General features: G+C 66.8%; 22 protein-coding genes. 4 read left to right on the top strand and 18 right to left on the bottom strand.

What is annotated here, in order from left to right:
- Positions 1-8 precede the first annotated feature (8 nt).
- Both BGO82_RS19740 and BGO82_RS19735 read right to left on the bottom strand, forming a co-directional pair.
- Positions 9-2,285, bottom strand: coding sequence for an FdhF/YdeP family oxidoreductase (locus BGO82_RS19740; RefSeq protein ID WP_291307337.1), 2,277 nt, complete (start codon positions 2,283-2,285; stop codon positions 9-11).
- Between the two features lie 127 nt (positions 2,286-2,412).
- Positions 2,413-3,105 carry a FadR/GntR family transcriptional regulator gene (locus BGO82_RS19735; RefSeq protein ID WP_291307336.1) on the bottom strand — a complete coding sequence of 231 codons (693 nt, stop codon included), beginning with the start codon at positions 3,103-3,105 and terminating at the stop codon, positions 2,413-2,415.
- 156 nt (positions 3,106-3,261) lie between these two features.
- Here BGO82_RS19735 and BGO82_RS19730 point away from each other — a divergent pair, with 156 nt between their 5' ends.
- Complete coding sequence (locus BGO82_RS19730) at positions 3,262-4,590, top strand: alpha-L-fucosidase (RefSeq protein WP_291307335.1); 1,329 nt, start codon at positions 3,262-3,264, stop codon at positions 4,588-4,590.
- Between the two features lie 397 nt (positions 4,591-4,987).
- Here the strand turns inward: BGO82_RS19730 and BGO82_RS19725 are convergent, their stop codons facing one another.
- The 6 genes from BGO82_RS19725 to BGO82_RS19700 form a co-directional block, all read right to left on the bottom strand.
- Positions 4,988-6,262 (bottom strand): L-fuconate dehydratase, encoded by a 1,275-nt coding sequence (locus tag BGO82_RS19725; protein WP_291307334.1) that lies wholly within the window; start codon positions 6,260-6,262, stop codon positions 4,988-4,990.
- Between the two features lie 45 nt (positions 6,263-6,307).
- The gene (locus BGO82_RS19720) at positions 6,308-7,678 is read right to left on the bottom strand and encodes a sulfatase-like hydrolase/transferase (RefSeq protein ID WP_291307333.1); all 1,371 of its coding nucleotides are present in this window, start codon (positions 7,676-7,678) and stop codon (positions 6,308-6,310) included.
- A gap of 3 nt (positions 7,679-7,681) precedes the next feature.
- The gene (locus tag BGO82_RS19715) at positions 7,682-8,569 is read right to left on the bottom strand and encodes a carbohydrate ABC transporter permease (protein WP_291307332.1); all 888 of its coding nucleotides are present in this window, start codon (positions 8,567-8,569) and stop codon (positions 7,682-7,684) included.
- Positions 8,562-9,503, bottom strand: a complete 942-nt coding sequence (locus BGO82_RS19710; protein ID WP_291307331.1) for a sugar ABC transporter permease — start codon at positions 9,501-9,503, stop codon at positions 8,562-8,564. The genes BGO82_RS19715 and BGO82_RS19710 overlap by 8 nt, the downstream gene beginning before the upstream one ends.
- A gap of 15 nt (positions 9,504-9,518) precedes the next feature.
- The gene (locus tag BGO82_RS19705) at positions 9,519-10,838 is read right to left on the bottom strand and encodes an extracellular solute-binding protein (RefSeq protein WP_291307330.1); all 1,320 of its coding nucleotides are present in this window, start codon (positions 10,836-10,838) and stop codon (positions 9,519-9,521) included.
- 79 nt (positions 10,839-10,917) lie between these two features.
- A complete protein-coding gene (locus BGO82_RS19700) occupies positions 10,918-11,625 on the bottom strand; it encodes a FadR/GntR family transcriptional regulator (protein WP_291307329.1) in 708 nt (235 codons plus the stop codon).
- A gap of 224 nt (positions 11,626-11,849) precedes the next feature.
- Here BGO82_RS19700 and ligD point away from each other — a divergent pair, with 224 nt between their 5' ends.
- On the top strand, positions 11,850-12,854 hold the full coding sequence (gene ligD / locus BGO82_RS19695) for a non-homologous end-joining DNA ligase (protein ID WP_291307328.1): 1,005 nt from the start codon (positions 11,850-11,852) through the stop codon (positions 12,852-12,854).
- 71 nt (positions 12,855-12,925) lie between these two features.
- Here the strand turns inward: ligD and BGO82_RS19690 are convergent, their stop codons facing one another.
- Complete coding sequence (locus BGO82_RS19690; RefSeq protein ID WP_291307327.1) at positions 12,926-13,243, bottom strand: hypothetical protein; 318 nt, start codon at positions 13,241-13,243, stop codon at positions 12,926-12,928.
- 50 nt (positions 13,244-13,293) lie between these two features.
- Here BGO82_RS19690 and BGO82_RS19685 point away from each other — a divergent pair, with 50 nt between their 5' ends.
- A complete protein-coding gene (locus tag BGO82_RS19685) occupies positions 13,294-14,073 on the top strand; it encodes a Crp/Fnr family transcriptional regulator (protein ID WP_291307326.1) in 780 nt (259 codons plus the stop codon).
- A 117-nt stretch (positions 14,074-14,190) separates the two neighbouring features.
- Here BGO82_RS19685 and BGO82_RS19680 read toward each other — a convergent pair whose 3' ends face one another.
- The 5 genes from BGO82_RS19680 to BGO82_RS19660 form a co-directional block, all read right to left on the bottom strand.
- Positions 14,191-15,354: a serine hydrolase domain-containing protein gene (locus BGO82_RS19680; RefSeq protein WP_291307325.1), complete on the bottom strand. Its 1,164-nt coding sequence runs from the start codon at positions 15,352-15,354 to the stop codon at positions 14,191-14,193.
- 8 nt (positions 15,355-15,362) lie between these two features.
- Positions 15,363-16,133 (bottom strand): ATP-binding cassette domain-containing protein, encoded by a 771-nt coding sequence (locus BGO82_RS19675; RefSeq protein WP_291307324.1) that lies wholly within the window; start codon positions 16,131-16,133, stop codon positions 15,363-15,365.
- Positions 16,130-17,155 (bottom strand): ABC transporter permease, encoded by a 1,026-nt coding sequence (locus BGO82_RS19670; RefSeq protein ID WP_291307323.1) that lies wholly within the window; start codon positions 17,153-17,155, stop codon positions 16,130-16,132. Before BGO82_RS19670 ends, BGO82_RS19675 begins: the two co-directional genes overlap by 4 nt.
- Before the next feature lie 117 nt (positions 17,156-17,272).
- Positions 17,273-18,259: a substrate-binding domain-containing protein gene (locus BGO82_RS19665; protein ID WP_291307322.1), complete on the bottom strand. Its 987-nt coding sequence runs from the start codon at positions 18,257-18,259 to the stop codon at positions 17,273-17,275.
- A gap of 111 nt (positions 18,260-18,370) precedes the next feature.
- Complete coding sequence (locus tag BGO82_RS19660; RefSeq protein ID WP_291307321.1) at positions 18,371-19,027, bottom strand: GDSL-type esterase/lipase family protein; 657 nt, start codon at positions 19,025-19,027, stop codon at positions 18,371-18,373.
- A 109-nt stretch (positions 19,028-19,136) separates the two neighbouring features.
- Here BGO82_RS19660 and BGO82_RS19655 point away from each other — a divergent pair, with 109 nt between their 5' ends.
- Positions 19,137-19,862 carry a GntR family transcriptional regulator gene (locus BGO82_RS19655; protein WP_291307320.1) on the top strand — a complete coding sequence of 242 codons (726 nt, stop codon included), beginning with the start codon at positions 19,137-19,139 and terminating at the stop codon, positions 19,860-19,862.
- Positions 19,863-20,001: 139 nt separating this feature from the next.
- Here BGO82_RS19655 and BGO82_RS19650 read toward each other — a convergent pair whose 3' ends face one another.
- From BGO82_RS19650 to BGO82_RS19635, 4 genes are read right to left on the bottom strand one after another with little or no spacing between them, the layout of a single operon-like run.
- On the bottom strand, positions 20,002-20,712 hold the full coding sequence (locus BGO82_RS19650; RefSeq protein WP_291307319.1) for an alpha/beta hydrolase: 711 nt from the start codon (positions 20,710-20,712) through the stop codon (positions 20,002-20,004).
- Between the two features lie 8 nt (positions 20,713-20,720).
- Positions 20,721-21,689, bottom strand: a complete 969-nt coding sequence (locus BGO82_RS19645; RefSeq protein WP_291307318.1) for an oligopeptide/dipeptide ABC transporter ATP-binding protein — start codon at positions 21,687-21,689, stop codon at positions 20,721-20,723.
- A complete protein-coding gene (locus BGO82_RS19640) occupies positions 21,682-22,695 on the bottom strand; it encodes an ABC transporter ATP-binding protein (RefSeq protein ID WP_291307317.1) in 1,014 nt (337 codons plus the stop codon). The genes BGO82_RS19645 and BGO82_RS19640 overlap by 8 nt, the downstream gene beginning before the upstream one ends.
- Complete coding sequence (locus BGO82_RS19635) at positions 22,692-23,561, bottom strand: ABC transporter permease (RefSeq protein WP_291307316.1); 870 nt, start codon at positions 23,559-23,561, stop codon at positions 22,692-22,694. Before BGO82_RS19635 ends, BGO82_RS19640 begins: the two co-directional genes overlap by 4 nt.
- Positions 23,562-23,564: the final 3 nt, after the last annotated feature.

Genomic DNA, 23,564 nt, shown 5'->3' with positions numbered 1-23,564 from the left:
CCGCCCGCCTATGCCGCCGCATTGGGCACGACGCGCACCGGCACCGATTTCGCCGCCGGCGTGCCGCTGATGCGGTCGTAATAGTCGAGCGGCAGCAGCGGGTTGAGCTCGGGATAATAGCCGGCCACGGCGCCGCGCGGCATCGGATAATCGAGGATGGTGAGGCCCGCGACGCGGCGCTGCACGCCGTCGTCGCTGATGGTTTCGAGCGTCACGCGCGTCCCCGCTTCGAGCCCGCGCGCCAGCCGGTCGGCCTCGTTCATGAACAGCACCATGCGGTCGTTGTAGACGCCGCGATAGCGGTCGGAATTGCTGTAGATGGTGGTGTTGAACTGGTCGTGCGAGCGCACCGTGGCGAGGCGCAGCATCGCCGGGTCGTCGACCGGCGTATTGGGGTGCAGCCCGGCGAAGACCAGGAAATTGGCCTTGCCGTCGGGCGTCGGCCATACGCGCCGGCGCGGCGGAATGTCGAGATGGAAGCCGTGCGGCGCCGTGATGCGTTCGGCGAAGCCGGCATAGAGCTCGGGATAGGTTTCGGCGATCTTGTCGCGGATGCGGCCGTAATCGTCGATATAGCTCGCCCAGTCCACCCTGCTGGCGGGCAGCGCCGCCATCGCCATGCGGCAGACGATCTCGACCTCCGGCAGCAGGTCGCCGCTCACCGGCTCGAGCACGCCGCGCGAGGCGGTGACGTTCGACATCGAATCCTCGATGGTGACGAACTGCTCGCCGGCCCGGGTGCGAATGTGCTCGGAGCGCGCCACCACCGGCAGGATCAGCGCGTCTTTGCCGTGCACCAGATGGCCGCGATTGAGCTTGGTGGCGATGCCCACGGTGAGCTCGAGCCGCCGCATCGCGGCATAGGCCTGCTCGGTGTCGGGCACGGCGCGCACGAAATTGCCGCCCAGCCCGATGAACACTTTCGCGGTGCCGGCCTTCATCGCCTCGACGGATTCCACCGTGTGGTGGCCGTGCCGGCGCGGCGGCTCGAAGCCGAACACCTCGCGCACACGGTCGAGATAGGCCGGCGTCGGCTTTTCGTCGATGCCCACGGTGCGGTCGCCCTGCACGTTGGAATGGCCGCGGATCGGCGAGATGCCGGCGCCGGGCTTGCCGAAATTGCCGCGCAGCAGCAGCAGATTGGCCACCTGCTGCACGAGGCGCGAGCCCTGCTGGTGCTGGGTGATGCCCATGCCGTAGCAGATGATGGTGGCGCCGGAGCGGATGTAGATTTCGGCGCAGCGCCGGATCTGCTCCTCGCTGATGCCCGAGACCTCGACGATCTCGGCCCAGTCCTCGCCCAGCACGTCGTCGCGCAGCGCCTCGACGCCGCTCGTATGCGCGGCGATGAAGTCGCGGTCGAGGATCGCCTCGCCCGCCGCCTCGCGCTCGAACATCACCTTCATCATGCCCTTGAGCAGGGCCAGGTCGCCGCCGATGCGGATATGTACGAACTCGCTGGCGATCGGGGTCGAGCCGAAGGTCGCCATCTGCACCACGTCCTGCGGCTCGGTGAAGCGGATCAGCGCCCGCTCCGGCATGGGATTGACGGCGACGATGGGCACGCCGCGTTTGCGCGCCTCGACCAGATTGGTCATCATCCGCGGCGAATTGGTGCCGGTGTTCTGGCCGATGACGAAGATGGCCTCGGCCTGGGCGAAATCCTCCAGCACCACCGTGCCCTTGCCGACGCCGATGGACGAGGGCAGGCCGCGGCTCGTCGGCTCGTGGCACATGTTGGAGCAATCGGGGAAATTGTTGGTGCCGAATTCGCGCACGAAGATCGCATAGAGGAACGCCGCCTCGTTGGGGGTGCGGCCCGAGGTGTAGAACTCCGCTTCATGCGGGCTGGCGAGCGCGCGCAGATGCCGGCCGATCAGCGCGAAGGCATCGTCCCAGCTGCACGGCACGTAGTGGTCGGTCGCCGCGTCGTAGCGCATCGGCTCGGTCAGCCGGCCCTGCATTTCGAGCCAGTAATCCGATTGCTCGAGCAGCTCGGCGACGCTGTGCTCGGCGAAGAAATCGCGCGTCACGCGCGAGCGCGTCGCCTCGTGCGCCAGCGCCTTGACGCCGTTCTCGCAGAATTCCAGCGTCTTGCGGTGGTCGGGGTCGGGAAAGGCGCAGCTCGGGCATTTGAAGCCGCCCGGCTGGTTCATCGACAGCAGCGCGCGCGAGCCCTTGGTCACCACGCTCTGCTCCAGCAGCACCTTGGCCGTGGCCGCCGCGGCGCCCCAGCCGCCCGCCGGCTGGGTATAGGTCTTGTAGTGCGGCTTGCCGTCAGCCATGCGCCGGCCTCCTCGAACGTCCTCGCAGGAAGGCGTCGCCGCCTCCCGCATCGCGGCCAGTGTGGCACGCATGCGCGGCAATTTCACCCTGATGTCGTGACTGTGTCCCTGGCTGCGAGGCCGGCGCTCAGTCCCAGGCCTGCAGCATCGCCTGGCGCACATAATCGAGGTGCTGCGCCATGGCGGCGCGCGCCGCCGGCGGATCGTGCCGTTCCACCGCGGCGACGATCGCGGTGTGGTCGGCGAGGATCTTCCAGCGCAGCGCGTCGAGGCTCGCGAGATGCTGGTGCAGGCGGGTGTCGAGCCCTTCCGAGCGCGCCATCCACAGGCTCGCCAGAAGCTCGCGCATCGTCTGGTTGCCGCATTGCCCGGCGATGGTCAGGTGCAATTGCTCGTCGGCCGCCTCCGACCAGCGGCCCTGCTCGGTGTCGGCCCGCATCGCCGCGACGATCCGGTTCAACCGGCCGATGGCCTCAGGCGTCGCGCCCTCCGCCGCAAGGCCCGCCACATGCGGCTCGATCAGCATGCGCGCATCGATGATCTCGAGCGGCGAATGGTTGTTGGCCGGCACGCTGGCGGCGGCCGCCGGCTCGTGCCGCACGAAGGCGCCCACGCCCATCCTGAGCTCGATGATGCCGGCCACTTCGAGCGCGATCAGCGCCTCGCGCACCGTCGGCCGGCTCACTCCGAGCTGCTCGGAAAGCTCGCGCTCGGGCGGCAATTGGTCGCCCGGCTTCAGCGTGCCGGCGGCGACCAGCCCCCGGATCTGATCGGCGATCTGCACATAGAGCTTTCTGCTGGCGACGACCTGAAGCTGCATTCCCACCTTCCCTCCGGGCTGGATAGCGCAGCCGACCGGACAAGACGAGTCCTTTGTCAGGTGGTCAGGACACTTGACAGCATGACCAAGGCTCGCCCATTGATAGCGGGCCGGCAGGAGCTCCGCCTGTTCCGTGCGCCAGGGAGATCACGCCACATGTCCGCAACCGAGGCCCGCCTGCCGTCCGAACTGTTCCTGTCCGAGGACAAGAAGGCCTGGTTCATCCACGACCGCTTCGGCATGTTCATCCATTGGGGGCTGTATTCGCTCGCGGCGCGGCACGAATGGGTGAAGAGCCGCGAGGAAATCCCCGACGCCGCCTACCAGAGATATTTCGAGCATTTCGACCCCGACCTCTACGATCCGAAGGCGTGGGCCCGCATGGCGCGCGAGGCCGGGATGAAATACGTGGTGCTCACCGCCAAGCACCACGAAGGCTTCTGCCTGTGGGACAGCAAGGTCACCGACTACAAGGTGACCAACACCCCGTGCGGGCGCGACCTCGTCGCCGACTATGTCGAGGCCTGCCGGGCCGAGGGACTGAAGGTCGGCTTCTACTATTCGCTGCTCGACTGGCACCACCCGGATTTCCCGACCGACATCTTCCACCCGCAGCGCAACCTGCCCGACACGGCGAGCTTCAATGCCGGCCGCGACATGACGCGCTACGCCGCCTACATGCGCGAGCAGGTCACCGAGCTGCTCAGCAATTACGGCAAGATCGACATCATCTGGTTCGACTTCAGCTACCCCGGCCGCGACTACAAGGGCATGCCCGGCAAGACCCGGCACGACTGGCAGAGCGCCGAGCTGCTGCAGCTGGTGCGGCGGCTGCAGCCCGACATCATCGTCAACAACCGGCTGGACGTCCTCGACATCGCCGACGCCATGCCCGACGTCACCACGCCCGAGCAGTACACGCCGCGCCAATGGCCGATGGTGAAGGGGCAGAAGGCGACGTGGGAGGTCTGCCACACCTTCTCGGGCTCGTGGGGCTACCACCGCGACGAGACCACCTGGAAGAGCCCCGAGCAGCTCGTGCAGATCCTCATCGACAGCGTCGCCATGGGCGGCAATCTGCTGATGAATGTCGGCCCCACGGCGCGCGGCACGCTCGACCAGCGCGCCGTCGACGCCCTCGCCGCCTATGGCCGCTGGATGGCGCTCAACGCCCGCAGCATCTATGGCTGCACCGCAGCGGAGTTCGCGGCGCCGCGCGATTGCCGGCTGACGCAGAACGGCAAGCGCCTCTACCTGCACATCGTCAACTGGCCGTTCCGCCACATCCATTTCGACGGCATGGCCGGCAGGATCGCCTATGCGCAGTTCCTGCACGACGCCAGCGAGGTGCAGGTTCTGGAACCCCGTTTCGATCCGCTCAACCACCTCACCGCGGTCAACGTCCCCGAAGGCACGGTGACGCTGGAGCTGCCGGTGCGCCGGCCGGACGTCGTCGTGCCGGTGATCGAGCTGTTCCTCAAATAATCCGGCGTACCGCGCGGCACGCCTGTCCCCGGCGAAAGCCGAGGCCGGGCAGGCGCTTGCGGCCCGCTTTGCGATCGTCGATCCCCGTCCTCCGGCGCCGGCATATACTGCGCGCACCGTCCACCGCATAGCCGCGGGGCTCTGACGAGGAGTCGGGTGGACGGGGCGGGCGGGACGGCGGTCGCGCTGTCCCGGGTCCAGCATTCGGGTCGCGGGGCGTCTCAAGGCGCCCTCCCGCCCGACTGTTCCCAAAACCCCGCCGCGGAGCCTGCGCTGGGTGCCTCGCACTCAGTCCAACCTTCCGGAGGCGCCCGGCGCACTCCGCCCGCGGCACCGCTTTGCGCCGCGGCAGAACAGCCCTCCAGCGCTCCGGCGCGTGGAGCCTTCGCGCACGCCCTCAGCGTGGCGTCACGTCGAAATCGCGCAGCGTCTCGGGCCGCATCTCGGCCGAATAGCCGGGCCGCTGCGGCGGCATGTAGGCGGCGTTGCGGATCACGCAGGGGTCGAGGAAATGCTGGTGCAGATGATCGACATATTCGATGCGCCGGTCGGCCATGCTGCCCGACACCACGAGGTAGTCGATCATCGCCAGGTGCTGCACATATTCGCACAATCCCACGCCGCCGGCATGCGGCCACACCGGCAGGCCGAATTTGGCCGCCAGCAGCAGCACCGCCAGCACCTCGTTGACGCCGCCCAGCCGGCAGGCGTCGATCTGCACCACGTCGATGGCGCCACGCTCGATGAACTGCTTGAACAATATTCTATTCTGGCACATCTCGCCGGTGGCGACGCGCACCGGGGCGACGGCGGCGCGGATCTTGCGGTGCCCCTCGACGTCGTCGGGGCTGGTCGGCTCCTCGATGAAATACGGGTCGAACCGCTTGAGCGCATTGACCCAGGCGATGGCCTCGTCCACCTCCCACACCTGGTTGGCGTCAAGCATCAGATAGCGGTCGGGACCGATGATCTCGCGCACGATGCCGAGGCGGCGGATGTCGTCGTCGAGGTCGCGGCCGACCTTCATCTTGATGTGGGTGAAGCCGGCGGCCACCGCCGCCTCCGCCAGCCGCGTCAGCTTCTCGTTGGAATAGCCGAGCCATCCCGCCGAGGTGGTGTAGCAGGGATAGCCCTCGGCCTCGAGCCGCGCCAGCCGTTCGGCCTTGCCCGCCGCGGCGCGCCGGAACAGCGCCAGCGCCTCGGCGGGCGTCACCACGTCGGTGAGGTAGCGGAAGTCGATGCAGGCGACGAGCTCCTCGGGCGACATGTCGGCCACCAGCCGCCACACCGGCTTGCCGGCGCGCTTGCCGAGCAGATCCCACACCGCATTGACCACCGCAGCGGTGGCGAGATGCATCGCGCCCTTGTCGGGGCCGATCCAGCGCAACTGGCTGTCGGCGGTCATGTGCCGCCAGAAGCGCCCCGGCTCGGCGGCGATCCAGTCGAGATCGAGGCCCACCACGCGCTCGGCCAACGCGGCGATGGCCATGCACACGATGTCGTTGCCGCGGCCGATGGTGAAGCTGAAGCCGTGCCCCGCATGGGGGCCGTCGGTGCCGAGCACCACATAGGCCGCCGAATAATCGGGGTCCGGATTCATCGCGTCCGAGCCGTCGAGCGCGCTCGAGGTCGGGAACCGCAGATCATGGGTCTTGAGGCTGGTAATACGCATGCGTCATCCAAAAGACGGGTCGGGCCCGGCCGCGGCCAGGCGGAGCTAAAGGGTGGTGTCGGAGCGCGACCGGCGCTCGGCGTCGACCTCGGCGAACCAGTCGTCCAGCATCCGCTGCAGGCGCGCCGTCCGCTCCGGGTCCGCGGCGGCGCAATCGTGCTGCTCGCCCGGGTCGGCCGCGATGCGGTAGAGCTCGGGCGGCGCCGGCGGCGGCACCTGCCGCGGCGGCTCGCCGCGACTGATGTCGGGGTGGCGCTCGGGGTGGTATTTGAGCTCCTCGTCGACCCGCAGATCCTCGGGCGTCACCCGCATCGCCGCGGGGATCGGCGGAAACACCAGCTTCCACTCGCCCTCGCGCACCGCGGCGTTGCAGCGGGCCACCGGCGTATAGCGGTTCCACTGCCAGAAGCGCGGCGCGGCCGCCGCCGCGCCGTCGCCCAGCGCCGCGAGCAGCGACTGCCCGTCGAACGGCCTGGCTTGGGGGTGCGGCGCGACGCCCGCGGCGGCGAGCAGCGTCGGCGCCACGTCGACGAAATGCAGCAGCCGCTCGATGTCGCGGCCCTCGGGCACACGCGCCGGCCAGTTCAAAACGAACGGCACGCGGATGCCGCCCTCATAGGCCAGCCCCTTGCGACCGCGCAGGTCGCGGTTGGGCCGGGCGCAGGCGCCCGACAGGTCCGGCCCGTTGTCGCTGGTGAACACGATGATGGTGTCGTCGCCGCGGCCGCTCGCCGCCACCGCCTCGCGCACCCGGCCGATGGCGCGGTCCATCGCCTCGACCATGGCGTAGATGGTCGCAACTTCGGTGGTGACGCCGAGCGTGCTGCGATAGCGTTCCACATCGGCCGCGGGCGCCTGCAGCGGATAATGCGGCGCATTGAAGGTGAGCAGCAGGTAGTACGGACTGTCGCCCGCCGCGGCGATGAAGCGCACCGCCTCCTCGCCCCATACGTCGGTGAGGTAGCGCCCGTCCGATTCGACCACCTCGTCGTTGCGGAAGATGCGCCAGTCGTAATAGTCCATCCAGCCGCCGCGGAAGCCGACGAAGCTGTCGAAGCCGCGCCGGTTGGGGTGATAGGCCGGATCGAGCGCGCCATTGTGCCACTTGCCGACGAGGCCGGTGCGATAGCCGCCGGCCTGGAGCGCATCGGCGAGGGTGCGCTCCTCCACCGACAGCCGGTCGAGCCCGCGCCCCTCGAGCGTGTCGATGCCGCCGGTCCGGTGCGGATAGCGCCCGGTGAGCAGCGCCGCCCGCGCCGGCGCGCAGACCGGCGAGGCCGAATAGGCCGGCTCGAAACGGGCCCCGGTCGCGAACAGGGCGTCGATGTTGGGCGTCTGCGTCTGCCCGCCGTTGAAGAAACCGAGGTCGCCGAAGCCGAGGTCGTCGGCGACGATCTGGATGATGTTCGGTCGCATGGCTCAGCGCCCTCCAAAACCGGACGAAAGGATCACGCCGCGGATAAACCAGCGTTGCGCCAGCAGATACACCGCGATGGTGGGCAGCGTCGCCACGATGGAGCCGGCCATCAGCGCGTCCCAATTGGTGAAGTACTGCCCCTGGAACTCGCGCAGCCCCAGCACCACCGTGCGCGTCGCGTCGGTGGTCGACATCACCAGCGGCCACAGCAGCGCGTTCCAGTGCGCGAGGAAGGCGAACAGCAGCAGCGTGGCGATCGCCGGGCCGGAGAGCGGCACGATGATCGACAGGAACACCCGCAGGCGGCTCGCGCCGTCGACGCGCGCCGCCTCCTCGAGCTCCCGCGGGATGCCGAGGAAGAACTGCCGCAGCAGGAAGATGCCGAAGGCGGTGAACGCCTGCGGGATGATCATGCCGTGATAGGTGTCGACCCAGCCGAGCCGGCTGGCAATGATGAATTGCGGGATCAGCGTCACCTGCGGCGGCACCATCAGCGTCATCAGGAAGATGGCGAACAGCACGTTCGAGCCGCGGAACGGGATGCGGGCGAAGGCATAGGCGGCCAGCGACGCGGTGACGGTCTGGATCAGCGCGATGCCGCCGGCCACCACCAGGCTGTTGAGGAGATAGCGGCCGATGGCGCTGTATTCGAACAGCGCCGCAAAGCCGTCGAGCGTCCACTGCCGCGGCAGCAGCGTGCGGTCGGGGCTGAGGATTTCGGCGTTCGACTTGAACGCCGACAGCACCATCCACACCACCGGCACGAGGGCGAAAAAGACCAAGAGCGCAATGACGAAGGCGCCGAGCGCGCCGAGGATGGCCTGCCGCTCGCGATAGCGCGAAACGCCCCGACCCGGGCGGACGTGTCCGGCCAGCGTGGCGTCAGTCATAGCTCACCCACCGGCGCTGCACCGCAAGCTGCGCCAGCGTCACCACCAGCACCACGGCGAACAGCGACAGCGCAATCGCCGAAGCGTAGCCGAAGTGGAAGGATTCGAAGCCGGCCTCGTAGATGTAGAGCACCAGCGTCGTCGTCGCCGTGCCCGGCCCGCCGCCGGTCATCACCAGTGCCGAGTCGAACACCTCGAAGGAGGAGATGATGGAAATCACGGTGATGAAGAACAGCACCGGCGAGAGCAGCGGCAGCGTCACGTGAACGAAGCGCTTGTAGCCCGTCGCGCCGTCGATCGCCGCTGCCTCGTACACCGAGGCCGGCACCGCCTGCAGGCCGGCGATGAACAGGATCATGTTGTAGCCGAAGGACTTCCACACCCCCATCAGGATCAGGGCGGGCATGGCCCAGACGCGGCTGCTCAGCCAGTTGGGGCCGGGGATGCCGAAGACGCCCAGCAGCGCATTCATCAGTCCGATTTCGGGCTGGTAGATCCAGCGCCAGACGATGGCCATCGCCACGGTGACGGTGACGTAGGGCATGGCCAGCAGCACGCGGGCGATGCCGATGCCGCGGATCGCCCGGTTGACGAGGATGGCAGCGAGGAGGCCGAGCGACACCGACAGCGTGACGACGCCGACGGTGTAGTAGGCGGTGTTCCACAGCGCCGCGAGGAACACCCGGTCCTTGAGCAGCGCGGCGAAATTCCTGAGCCCGATGAATTGCGGCGTGCCGACCAGGTCCCATTGGAAGAAGGCGATGGCGAAGGCCGCCAGCACCGGCAGGCAGACGAACAGCAGGAAGCCGCTCGTCGCCGGCAGCAGGAACAGCGCCGCGCTGAAGCCGTTGCTGCGATAGAACGGCTGGCGGTAGCGGGGCGATGGCCCGGACGTGCGCGTATCCGGCAGGCGTGGTGTCGCGTCGGAAGTCACGTCCGGGCCACCCGATCAGCCGCGATCGAGCAGCGACTGGACCTGCCCCTGCAGGTCGCCGAGGGCGGCGGCCGCGTCGCCGGATTCGGCAAACAGCGGGGTCAGGGTCTGGCGCGCCGCCTGCACGATCTCGGAATAGGCGGCAGGGGTTATCAGCGGCCGGGCCGCACCGATCTCGCCGTTCAGCACCTTGGCGACGACGCCGGCATTCTGCGGCGCGTCTCCAGTCTGCGTGCGCTTGGCGAAGGTCGATTTGCGCGCCGGGAAGACGCGGCCGGCATCGTAGAGGATCTTGAGCGAATCGGTGCTGGTCAGCTCGGCCAGCAATTCCCACGCCTTGTCGGGATTGCTGCTCTGGCTCGAAATGCCCCAGCCGGAGCCGGCCACCCACGGCACGCTGCCGGCCTGGCCGGCCGGGAACGGCACCACGTCCCAGTTGAACTTGGCGTTCTGGCGGATCGACACGAAGCGCCAGGGGCCGTCGAAATACATGCCGACCTTGCCGCCGACGAACGCCTCCGGCGCGAAATTGGCATTGGAGAGATCGGTCACCGGCAGCGCGACCTTGTGCTTGAACAGCAGGTCGAACAGGAACTGCACCGCGCCCACGGTTTCGGGGCTGTCGAGCTTGGCCGTCTTCATGTCGTCGCTGTAGACGAGGCCGCCGTTCGACCACAGCCAGGGCGTGCTGGAATCGAGATCGGGCGACAGCACGAGGCCGTAGGTGCCCTTGTCCGGATTGGTCAGCGCCTTGGCGGTGTCGACCAGCTGGTCCCAGCTCATCGGCTTTTCCGGATCCGGCAGCGGCACGCCGAGTTCCTTGAACAGGTCGACGTTGATGTAGGTGACGTAGGCGCCGATATCGAACGGCAGGATCTGGAGCTGGCCGTCATATTCGAAGGCCTGCCGGATGGTCGGGTAGAAGTCGTTCACGTCGAAGCCGGAATCGGCCGAGATGTAGCTGCCGAGCGGCTTCAGCACGCCGCGGCTGGCATATTGCGGAAAGCGCAGGCTCTGCATCTGCAGCAGGTCGGCGCTGCCGCCGCTGGCGAGTTGGGTCTGCAGCTTCGTCCAGTAGTCGTTGAACGGCGTGCCTTCGACCTGCGCCTTGATGTCCGGGTGCAACCCTTCGGCGCGGGTCGCGATCTGCTGCCACAGCGCCAGCGCCTCGGGCCCGAAGGCGATGGTCGACCAGCGCAGGGAGGCCTGCTGCGCCTGAGCGGCGCTCGCCCCCAGCAGCGGCGCCAGGGCGCCGGCGCCCATCAGTGCAGTGCTGCCCTTGAGAAAACTACGGCGCGACAGACCGGCGCGCAGGGCCGGGGCATTCCTTTTCATCAAGTCCTCCCATCCAAGAACGAAGCTAGACATCCGATGTCTGCGCAAGGAATTAACGCAGTCCGGAGGGGGCGGTCAATCAGGAATGCGTGTCGACATCGGATGTTTTTTGCTCCTGCCCGGCATGGCGCAACCATTGTTCGACGCCGCTGATATGGGCGGAAACGATTGTTCCGGCCAGCAGCGCGTCGCCCGCCGCGATCGCATCGACAAGCTGCTCGTGCTCGAACAGGGTCCGCTCCACCGAACCGTGCTGGGTCAGGCCGCGCCAGGTCCGGGCCCGCAAGGTGCGGCCGGACAGCGATTCGATCAGCGACGCCATATAGTCGTTGCCGCAGAACGAAATGATCAGCTGGTGGAACTCCATGTCGTGCTTCACCAGCGCATCGACGTCTTCGTGATCCTCGACCGAGGCGATGCTGGCCCGCAGCCGGGCGATGGTTTCCGGGCCGATATGCGGCACCGCCATGGTCACGGCATAGAATTCGAGCACCCGCCGGGTGCCCATGACCTGCAGCAGGAACTCGGCGTCGTGCACCTCGGTGGAAAAGCTCATCGCCTCGAGCAAAAGGCGCGGCTCCAGGCTGGTGACGAAAGTGCCGTCGCCGCGCCTGACCTCGAGGACGTTGATGATCTCCAGCGCCTTCACCGCCTCGCGCAGGGAATTGCGGGACAGGCCCAGAAGCGCCGCCAGCTCCTTTTCGGGCGGCAGGCGCTGGCCCGGACGCAATTCCCCCGAGGAGATCATATGTTTGATGGTGGAGATGGCTTTCTCGGTCAGGGCCATTTCGCGCGTCACCTTGCTCGACATCCGATGTCTTACGCCAAATACGTCTCTGGCCGGCCGATCGCAAGGCACCGGTCGATGGCGGTGCCGGTTCTGTCCCGGAGACGGCTCCGACAGAGTCAATTTTCAGTATTCACCATTAATACGACAGGTTTGGACGCAGACTGTGAAATAACCAGCACTGGGACTATTGCTCGTCTCAACGATCTAGTTGCGAGCCTGCGATGACCCCGCCAAAATCGTCAGCAAGCGTCAAGCCGCTGCTCCGCCGGAAGGCGCTGCCGCTGCCGGCATTCCGCCCGCCGCAATTGGCCACGCCGCAGCGCGACGTGCCGAGCGACGACAATTGGCTTTTCGAGCTGAAATACGACGGCTACCGGTGCCAGGCGGCGATTTCCGGCAAGCAGGTGGTGCTCTACGACCAGGCCGGCCGGGACCGCAGCGAGCACTTCGGGCACGTCGCGCCCGCCCTCGCGACGCTGACCAAGGGAACGCTGCTGCTGGACGGCGAGATCTGCGCCCTCGACGACGACGGGCGCGCCGATTTCCGGCTGCTGAAGAGCAGCCTCGGAGGAAAGGGGCCGCTCGTCTACTTCGCCTTCGACCTGCTCGAGCAGGACGGAGAGGACGTCGGCAGGCTGCCGCAGCTCGAACGCAAACGCCGGCTCGCCGCGCTGCTGGCCGAGCAGCCGACCGACTCGCCGCTGCTCTATTCGCAGCACGTCGCCGGCAACGGCCAGAAGGTGCTCGATGCGATCCGCGCCGGCGGCTATGGCGGCATCGTCGCCAAATGGCCCACCGCGCGCTACTACAGCGGCGGCCGCTCGACGGCCTGGCTCGGGATCGAAGCGTTCCGCCGCCAGGAGTTCGTGGTCATCGGCTGGAATCCGGCCGAATATCGGCGCGACGCCATCGACAGCCTGCTGCTGGGCACGTTCGAGAACCGCCGGCTGACCTATCGGGGGACGGTCCGCGCCGATCTGCCGCTCGAGCGGCGCGGCGACCTCGCCGACATGCTCGCCGCCATCGAGACGCGGAAGCGCCCGCGCGCGACGGGACTGTCCGGGGCAGACATGCGCACGGCGCGCTGGGTGCAGCCGCACCTGCTGGCGAAGGTCGAATTCATCGACGTGCTGCCCGACGGCCTGCTCCGCGGCGCAGCGCTCAAGGGCGTTCGGCAGGACCAGGACGACACGGCGGTCCACCTCGAGCTGGAAGGCGCCTACTAGCCACGCCGGCCAGTCGCCTGCGTCAGGTGGAGTCGAGTCCGTCGATACGATCGCCGTTCTAATCCCGCTCGTCAGCAGCGACGAACTGGTTGGCGTGTGGGGCGGGGATCATCGCGGCGGCGTAACCGGTGGCAAAGACGAAGCGGATGCCGCGCCAGCTCGTCGGCAAGCGCAAAGCTCATACGGCCCTTGAGGTTGATGTCGAGGATGGCAAGATCGACGCCGTCCTCGAGCAACGCATGCGCGGCTTCGACCGTTGAGGCAGAACCGACGATCGCGGCTCCGGCGCCGGCCAGCTGCCGCACCAAGTCGTCGGCGGCGAATATTCGCCTTCGATGACCAGACCCTTCCGGCCGCACAATGTGGGCAAGGAGTTTTCCCGGGACCATGTCATATTTGCTGGCGGTGCATGTCCGTCGCCGTATCAATGCAGGCTAAGGTGGCTTCGTTGCAGCCTCACGGCGATTCCGGCGCGGCGGAAACGCCGCTGCTCGACAAGCTCGGCCGGTTCGTGGTGCTGGCGGCAGCCGACCGCGAAATCATTGCGCGGGTGGCCAGCGAGCGGGTGCGCGGCTTTGCGGCGCACGAGGACGTGGTGCGCGAGGGCGACAGGCCGCAGCACATCAGCGTGATCCTGTCGGGCTGGGCGTGCCGCTACAAAGTGCTGGCGGACGGGCGGCGGCAGGTGGTGGCGTTCTTCCTGCCCGGAGACGTATGCGATCTCAACGTGTTGGTGCTGCGGCACATGGACCATTCGATCGGGGCGCTCACCCCGATCCTGGTGTCGGAGATTTCGCGGGCGGGGTTCGATACGCTGATGGGGGCGCATCTGCGGGTGGCGCAGGCGCTGTGGTGGGAGCAGTCGGTGGCCAATGCCATCCAGCGCGAATGGGCCGTCAATCTGGGGCTGCGGGATGCGACCGAACGGATGGCGCATCTGTTCTGCGAATTGTTCCTGCGGCTCAGCTTGGTAGGGCTGGTCAGCGGCCACAGCTGCGAGATGCCGGTGACGCAGGCGGATCTGGCGGAGGCGACGGGACTGTCGCCGGTGCATGTCAATCGCACGCTGCAGGAATTGCGGCGGCTGGGGCTGATCGTGCTCAAGGACAAGACGCTGACCATTCCCGACCTCGAGGCGCTTGCGGACACCGCCCAGTTCAACCCCAACTACCTGCATCTCGGGCAGGAAGGTCGCCATCTCGATGCAAATGACCGCTGACGATGACGACTGACAGCCGCCTGCGTCAGTTCGGCTCAGCACTCGAGATGGCGCTCGGGAGAGGTGCAGATGCCAAGCGATGGCACTGCTCTGCAAGCGTCGATAAGGTTCGCCGGATCAGCGCGAGACGATCCGGTACAGCTGCTCGAGGACGTAGCGCGAGCGCTTGTCTTCGGGGTCGGCGCGCATCTCGTTCATCGTGTAGGAGAATCCGGTGCGCTCCGTCGGCCAGGCGCCGTGGATGGATCCGCCGGCGCCGGAGTGTCCGAAGGCATCGGGGGCGGGGCCGAAGCGTCCTTGCGGAGTCTGCAGCGCCCAGATCGTGCCGAATGCCATGGCCTCGGCGATATAGGGGTCCACGAAGCGCGAAAGCTCGTTGCGGCCGAGTGCGACGGTTTGGGGCTCGAGCACGGTGACGCCGTCGAGTGTACCGCCCAGCGCCATGCACCCGTAGTAGCGCGCCATCGAGCGTGCGGTGGAAATGCCGCCGGCTCCGCCGATTTCCGCCGCATGCAAAGCGCGCGTGTTCCAGGCCATATCGTCGTCGGGAAACAGGGGCGGATTGCCCCAGATGGATTTGAGCACGGGATCGGAAAGCTGTTCGGCCGTCAGCGGCGCCATACCCTCGCCCAGCCGCATCTTGCCGACGCGCGGCTCGAATGCCTCGGGCAGGCCGATCCACGTTTCGAGCCCCAACGGCTCGGCAAACTCCTCGGCGAAAAAGCGGCCGAGCGTACGGCCATCGATACGGCGCACCAGCGCGCCGACGATCCAACCGATGGTGAGCGCATGATAGGCGTGGAACGCATTCGGATCCGAGGCCAGTGGTTGCGCCGCGAGCAGCTGCTCCATCTTCTCGTAGTCGGCCCAGTCGGCAGGAGTGAGGTCCGACATGATGCCGGGGAGACCTGCGCCATGCGACACCACGTGGCGCACCCGCACCGTGTCCTTGCCGTTCCGGGCGAACTCCGGCCAGTAGGCCGCGACCTTCTGGTTGAGATCGAGCCCGCCTCGTTCGATCAGCTTCAGCACGCAGGCGGCCAGCAGCCCCTTGGTGCCGGAATAGATGATCTGCAGCGTGTCCTCGCGCCACGGCACGTTCTTTGCCGCCTCGCCGCCCCAGAGGTCGACCACCATCCTGCCGTCATGCATCGCGGCAAAGCCGGCGCCGACATCATGGCGCTCGGTGAAATTGCGTTCGAACTCCTCGGCGACCGCCTCGAACCCGGGCGCGACAAACCCCTGCGCCGGCGCGCGGCGCGATGTCCAGTTGATCTCCATTCCGTCCCTCAGTCGCCGTGGTCGGCCGTTTCGAACTGCTCGCCGCCCGCCATCAAATTGAGCACTTCTTCGCGCGACTTCTCGCCACGCAGGAATTTCGCCGCGCTGCGGCCCTGGATCAGCACGGTGAAGCGGTCGCCGACCGACAACGCATGCGTGGCGTTGTGGGTGATGAACACCAGCGCGATGCCATCGTCGCGGGCCTTCTTGATGAGATCGATGACGACCTTGGACTCCTTGACGCCCAATGCCGCGGTGGGCTCGTCGAGGATCAGCAGCCTGGCGCCGAAGTACAGCGCGCGGGCGATGGCGAGGGCCTGGCGCTCGCCGCCGGACATGGTGCCCACCAACTGCTCCGCATCGGTGACGCGCCGAATGCCCATCGAGCGGATCTGTTCGAGCGCAATGCGGTTGGCGGTCTTGTGGTCGAGCCGGCGGAACGGTCCCCAACCCTTGGTCGGCTCGTTGCCGAGGAAGAAGTTGCGCGCCACCGAGATCAGCGGGATCGTGCCGACGTCCTGGTGCACCGTGCCGATGCCGTAGTGCTGTGCATCGCGCGGCGAGGAAAACGTCACCGGCTCGCCATTGAAGCGAATGGTGCCGAGCGTCGGCGTGATCACGCCCGACATGATCTTGATCAGCGTCGACTTGCCGGCACCATTGTCGCCGAGCAGGCAATGCACCTCGCCCGGATAGACGTCGATGCTCACCTGGTTGAGGGCGAGGTTGTTGCCGAAGCTGCGCGACACCGCCTCGAGCTGCATTAGCGGCGCGGTCATCTGGCGCTCTTGCCGCGGTTGAGAGCGACGTTGCGGATGAGGTTGTTGGTGAGCACCGCGATCACCAGCAAGGCGCCGATGAAGGTCTGCAGCCAGTCGGTGGGCCAGCCGGTGTAGAACAGGCCGAGGCCGACGATGCCGTAGATGATGCAGCCGAGCACGATGCCGGTGACGGTGCCGAAGCCGCCCTGCAGGAGCACCCCGCCGATGACCGCCGCAATGGCGGTCTGGAACACGTAGCCCTGGCCCTGCGCGGCGTTGCCCTGATTGTACATCACCGCCGACATGATGCCGACGAAGGAGGCGCTCAGCGCCGTCCAGATGAACAGGATGAGCTTGACGCGGCTGACCGGCACGCCGGCGCGACGAGCGGCGTCGGCGTTGCCGCCGGTGGCGAGGATCCAGTTGCCGAACCGTGTCTGCCGTAGCACCCAGGCGGCGATGAGAATGGCCAACAGCCACCAGAGGATCGAGACGTTGAAGAAATTCCACTTGCTCGAAAACAGCGGCTCCGCCCAGCCGGCGTCGCGGTAGGAGACATTGCTCGAGCCGGAAATCAGTCGCGACAGGCCGAGCGCCGAGCCCGCCAGAATGAAGTTCGAGGCGAGCGTGACGATGAAGCTGGGCAGCTTGGTGAAGTTGACAAGGAAGGCGTTGAACACGCCGACCAGCAGGCCGAGCGCCAGCGCCATTGCGATGGTCAGGGCAACTGGCAAACCGTAGAAGCCGCTGCCGAGCGCAACGATGATGGCGGAGGCTCCCACCACCGAGCCTGTCGACAGATCGAACTCGCCGGCAATCATCAGCAGTCCGATCGGCACCGCGATGATGCCGAGCTCGGCCGCGGTGTTAAGCCAGCCTGCCGTGCCCGCAACGCTCAGGAAGCCCGTGGCGCCACCAAAGATGCCGAAGAAGATGTAGATGACGATGGCCGCAATCGCGGGGCCCAGCCACGTGACCCTGAGCAGGCGCTCAACGAGCCCGAGCTTTCTGGGCCGAGCCGGCTCGAGAGTGGTTTCCATGGCAGCCATAGCAAGAGAACCCGATAGGCAAAGCTGAAGCCAAAGCCGGCGCGTTGCAAGCGGCTCGGCGAACGATGGGTGCGCCGTCCACCGCGGGACGGCGCACCCAAGGCAGGGTCAGTTGGCGCCGCGCGAGCCGGGCAGCGTCTTGTTCACCTCGAGGACCGCCTTGGCGTTGTCCTTGGTGACCATATAGGGGCCGACCCAGGTGATGCCCGACGGCGCCATCTTGTACTTGTTGTACATGTAGGGGATGACCACGCCATAATAGCCCTGCAGGAAGGGCTGCTGGTCGGAGGCGAAGCTCATGTCGCCGGCATCGATCGCCTCGAGCACGGTGTTGCCCAAATCCATGGTGCCGAGGTCGACCTTACGGCCGGTGGCGCGCACTGCCTTGACCGATTCGAGCGCGTCCACCGCCACCGCCACACCCAGCGTGATGACGCCGTCAATGGTCGGATCCTGCATCAGCATGGCGCTGACCGACGCCTGCACCTTCTGGCTGTTGCCGATGTCTTCGGAGGCGAGGATGACCATCTTGGCCTTGCCGCCGGCCTTGGTGACGGCGTCGATGTAGCCCTGGCAGCGCTTCTCGAGCACCGGGTTGGCAGCGATCTGATTGATGCAGAGGCCGTTCTTGACGCCGTTCTTCACGGCGACCTCGCCGCCCTGATAGCCCATCTGGTAGCTGTCTTCGCCGATGAAGCCGATGGCGCCGAGGTCCTTGTAGTGATCGCCGCCCGAATTGATGATGATCACCGGGATGCCCTGCGCCGCGGCCTGCTTGATCAGCGGCTCGGTCGGCTCGGGGAAGAAATTACCCACGGCGATGGCGGCCGGGTGGCGGGCGATCGCCGCCTCGAACATCTTGGTATAAACGGGCACGATGTCGTTGAAGTCGGCCGGAGCAGTCCATTGGCCCTTGACGCCCAGTTCCTTGACCGCGGCGTTGAAGCCCTGCTGCACCGCGCCCCAGAACGGGTCGGAACTGGGACCGCCCAGCATGATGATGGTCTGATCGTCCTGCGCGAGGGCCGCACCGACCGGGGCAGCCACCGCCATGACGGCTGCGAGCGCCGCGGCGCCCAGAAATTTGAAGCTCACGATATCCTCCCCTGAATGGCGCGTGCGTGCGCCGTCCTTCCCGGGCGGCTCCCAAGCGGAAATTCTCGCCCACGCCTATCGTTATTAGATCATAGGTATGATGTAAATGGGCTAGCGAGCGTTGCGCATGGCGAGGATGGCGGCAACCTCCCTGGCGAGCGCCATGCCGAGCACGTCATGCGCCGATTCATCGAGGTGGATACCGTCGATTCCCGCCCGAACGACCCTGTTGGCGTCGTAGTGAAAACAGCCGGTGCGGGTGGCGACCTGTCCGAGGTAGTGGGCGTGATCGGCGCAGCGCCGATGGCCGTCGCCCCAGATTGCCGGCTCGGCGGCCTCGCCGATGGCCGGCGGCGTGACGATCAACACCTCCGGGCCCCGCTCCACCAGAGCGAAATGGCCCTTGACCATCTGTATGAGGGTCAGCATGCCGCGCGCCGAATTGAAGGCGGTGATCGAGAACTGGTCTTTGAAGTCATTGGTGCCCAGCATGATGATCAGCAGATCCATCGGGGCATGGCTCTCGATCACCGGGATCAGGGTCCGCGAGCCGTTCTTGTGGATGCCCTCGATCGGATCGTCGAACACCGTGGTGCGGCCGCTCAGGCCTTCCTCGATGATCTGCACCGGCCCCGGCAGGGCCCGCCCCATGATTTGTGCCCAGCGGCGCTCATGCGGAATGCGGTCGGGCGTCTGCGCGATATTTGCGTAAGGCGGGCAGCCCCAGGTATTGGAGTCGCCAAAGCAGACGATCGTGGCCACCGGCATTGTCCCTCCGGCCGACAGCACTCAGTTGCAAATCGGCTTGTGGCTCCTGTATAGGTCTTACCTATTATCTAACTCAACGGCTTTGCATGCTCTCCGAAGGGCTTTCCCGGTGACTGTTTATCGGCGACCCGACCCGATCCCGCTGCACCGTGCGCGTCCGAGCACGGACGTAGCGCTGCATGCCGTACGTGGCGATCAGGAGGACCTCCACCGGCTGGTGTCGCGCCAGATCTTTGCCGCCATCGTTTCCGGCGCCTATCCCGAGGGCAGCATCCTGCCCAATGAGGAGGCGCTGAGCCATGAGCTGGGGGTCAGCCGCACGGCGCTGCGCGAATCCGTCAAGGGGCTCGTGGCCAAGGGCATCCTCGAGACCAAGCGGCGGCGCGGCACGCTGGTGCTGCCGCGGACGCTGTGGAACGTGTTCGACGCCGACGTCATCGCCTGGCTGCGCCGCGCCAACGGTCATTCGGTGACCAGTGAGCTGCTGGGCACCCTCGCTGTTGCCCTCCCCGGCGCAGCCGAAATGGCAGCGGCGCATCGCGCTGCGAAGAATCTGGCCCAAACGGCGCTCCATGCCGGCGACAGCAGCGTCGAGGCGCGGGCCAGGTTCCTGGTCGAACTCGGAGCCGCCACGAGCAATGCGTTCGTCGCCTCTCTCGTCGCCACCACCGTCCGCAGCCTGCTGGCGGATGCGGCGCCCGAACTCGATGCGTGGTCTGGATGGCTGACTCCCAGCCGCGCGCAGCGGCTGACCGGCCTCGTCAACGCCGGCGACCCCACTGCCGCCGCCCGCATCGCACGGCATGATGCAGCCCTGGAGCCGGCGAGCGTGTGAAGCGGCAATACGCCGCCGGAATTGCACCAGTCGCGCTCGCCTCATGCGCTAGAAAATACTTCTACCAGCGGAAATAAGCGTCTTGTTGCCCTGCCGAAAGCGACGTCTCAATCCTCCTCCGTCGCCGGGTCATTGGTAGTCATGCAGACCGCTGGAGCCATCCCCGGAGCAGCGCATTGACGGAAGCCGGATCCTCGATCGGCGAGCAGTGACTGCATTCGGCAATGAGGTGTAACTCGGATCCGACCACTCCCGAAGCGATCTCCCACGAGTAAATCGGCGGTGTCCAACGGTCATGCGTACCGCAGATGATGATCGTCGGACATGTAATGGAAGCCAGCACATCGCGGCGGTCGGGGCGCGACATGATCGCCTTCTGCTGGCTTTCATAGATGTCAGCGCCAAGTCGATCGTTCATGGCGGCAAGCTCGGCGACATAGTCGGGCGGCAGTTTGTCGGGGCGGTGAAAGACCTGTCCCAGCTTGTCACGCCAGGCGACCGCCGGCCCCTGCTCTCGCGCCACACGAATGGACTCGTAACGCGACTGCGCATTCTCCGGCGCGTCATTGCGCGCGGACGTGCTGACCAGGGCAAGCCGCGTCACCCGGCTCGCCGCCTTGCGCATGATCTCAAACGAGATGTAGCCGCCCATCGACCAGCCCACCAGCGCGAAGCGCTCCGGCAACACCTCGAGCAGATGATCCGCCATCGCCGCGATGGTCGGCTCGCGATAATGCTCGGTCGGCACGATCATCTCGTATCGATCCTCGAAATAGGCGATCTGCGCGCGCCAGGTGGTGCGATCGGCCAAGAGGCCCGGGACCAGGACGAGAGGAACGTCTTTGCTCATTGAACGACTCAATTGTTGCTGTCGGATACAAGGTGGCAGGCGATCTGCCGGCCGCCGGAAAGTGAGCGCAATGCTGGCACCTCGCTGCGACAGCGTTCGACCGCCAGCGGACAGCGCGGGTGGAAACGGCAACCACTGGGTGGGTTGACCGGGCTCGGCAGGTCGCCGGCCACGAGCGTTCGACGCCGGCGCAGCCGCGGATGGTGCACCGGCACCGCATCGAGCAGGGCCTGGGCATAAGGATGGCGCGGATTGTCGAGCACTGCCGCAGTGGGGCCGCTTTCGACGATGCGGCCCAGATACATCACTGCCACCCGCTCGCTCAGATGCGCAACGATGCCGATGTCGTGCGACACGAACAAAATGGCGAGCCGCTGCTCGGCCTGGATATCGGCAAGCAGATTGATCACCTGCGCCTGGATCGACACATCGAGCGCCGAAACCGGCTCGTCGGCGATCAGCACGCGCGGCCTCAGCGCCAAAGCCCGTGCGATGCCGAGCCGCTGCCGCTGGCCACCCGACAATTCGTGCGGATAGCGATTGGCGTAGTCGGGCGACAGCGCGACACGACGGATGAGCGACAGTGCCATCTCGTTGCGGTCCTGCCGCGCGCCGATGCCGTAGTTGTCGAGCGGCTCGCGCACGATCTCGACCGCACTCATGCGCGGATCGAGACTGGCATAGGGGTCCTGAAACACCATCTGCAGGCGCTGGCGATGCTCGCGCAAGGCCGCCGGCCGCAGCGCGGTGAGTTCCTTGCCCTCGAGCAGCACCTGACCGGAGGTCGGGCTTTCAAGGCACATCATCAACCGTGACAGCGTGGACTTGCCGCAGCCGCTTTCACCCACCAAAGCCAGCGTTTCGCCCTCGTGCAGCGTGAGCGAAACCCCATCTACCGCCTGCACGGTGCGGTTGCCCGCGACCTTGTAGTGCTGCACCAGGTCGCGCCCTTCGAGAATCGGAATCGTCTCAGCCATGCGCCAGATGCCCTGCTTCGGATTTGGCGCCGCGCACGATGGCGGCGCGGCGGCAGCGCGTCACATGCCCCGGTGCGATCTCGGCCATGTGCAACTCCATGGTGCGGCATTGCGGTTCGGCGAATGCACAGCGCGGCGCAAAGCTGCAGCCCATATCGGCGCCAAGGATGCGCGGCGTGCTGCCGGGAATTTCCGGCAGCCGCTGCGCATGACGGTTGGCGACGGCGAGCGTGCTCAACAGGCCATGCGTGTAGCCGTGCGCGGGATCGTCGAAGATCTGACTGACCTCGCCCTCCTCGACGATACGGCCGGCATACATCACCGCGACCCGGTCGGCGATTTCGGCGACGACGCCGAGATCATGGGTGATGAACAGCACTGCCGTGCCGAAGTCCGCCTTTAGGTCGCCGATGAGCTCAAGGATCTGCGCCTGTACCGTCACGTCGAGCGCGGTGGTCGGCTCGTCGGCGATCAGCACGCGCGGCCGGCACGCCAGCGCCATGGCGATCATCACCCGCTGCCGCATGCCGCCCGAAAGCTGGTGCGGATATTCGTCCAACCGCCGGGCCGCGTCTGGAATGCGTACCTTGTCGAGGATCGCGAGGGCGTCGCGCCGGGCCGCGGCTGCGGACACGGGACCGTGCAATCGCACCGCCTCGGCGAGCTGGTAGCCAACCGTCAGCGCCGGATTGAGCGAGCTCATCGGATCCTGGAAGATCATCGAGATGGCCTTGCCGCGGATATGCGACAGCTCGCGTTCGCCGAGCCCGAGCAGCGAGCGTCCCTCAAGCGCCAGCCGGCTGGCGCTGATGCGCGCCGACCGGGGCGGCAGCAGATTGAGCAGCGCCAGCGCCGTGACACTCTTGCCCGAGCCGCTTTCGCCCACGAGACACAGGGTCTCGCCGGCCGACAGCGAAAACGATACCTCGCGTACCGCGTGCAGCGCGTTGGGCTCCACTCCGAACGAGACGCCAAGGTTCTCGACCTGCAGCACCGGCGCCGTCACAGCGTCGCTCCGCGCCGCAGACGGGGATCGAGCATGTCGCGCAGCCCATCGCCGAGGATGTTGATGGTCAGCACCAGCACCGACAGGAAGACGCCCGGAAACAGGATCATCCACGGGCTTACCTGAAAATACGGCCGTCCATAGGCCATGATGCTGCCCCAGCTCGGCGAATCCGGCGTCGAGCCGATACCGAGGAAGCTGAGGATCGATTCGGTGATGATGGCAGAGGCGCAGACATAGGTCGCCTGCACCGTCAGCGCCCCAACCGCATTGGGCAGAATGTGCCGGAACAGGATCTTGGCCGGTCGCGTGCCGATCGAGATCGCCGCAAGCACGTAGGGCTGCTGCCTCAGCGCCAGCACCACCGAGCGCACGAGACGGACCATGCGGGGGATTTCGGGGACGGCGATAGCAATGATGACCGTGGTCAATCCCGCTCCGAGCAGCGACGCCAGCGCGATGGCCAGCAGCACGCTCGGCACGGCCATAAGCCCGTCCATGAGGCGCATGATCACCCATTCGCCGGTGCGGAAATAGCCGGCGACAAGCCCGATGCCGCCGCCGATCAGCGTCGCAAGCAACGCAACGCAGGCCCCCACCAGCAGCGAATTGCCGGTGCCTACCAGTGTGCGCTCGAAAATGCCGCGACCGAGCTGATCGGTGCCGAACCAGAAGGTCGCGCTGGGTGGCTTCAGGCGCGTGGCCGGATGCACGCTGATGTAGTCGCCCAGCACCAGCGGCGAAACAACGGCGAGCAGCACATACACCGCGACGATGCCAAGCGCGACATGGGTCGCGGCATTGCCGGGAAGCCGACGTCTCGTTGCTTCTGCATCGACGGGGCCGGTTGCGGAGACGAGAGCCATCGG

Source organism: Devosia sp. 67-54 (assembly GCF_001899075.1).
Lineage (GTDB): Bacteria > Pseudomonadota > Alphaproteobacteria > Rhizobiales > Devosiaceae > Devosia_A.
Note: the sequence above shows the minus strand (reverse complement) of the source record. Positions and strands in the feature narration are given on the sequence as shown.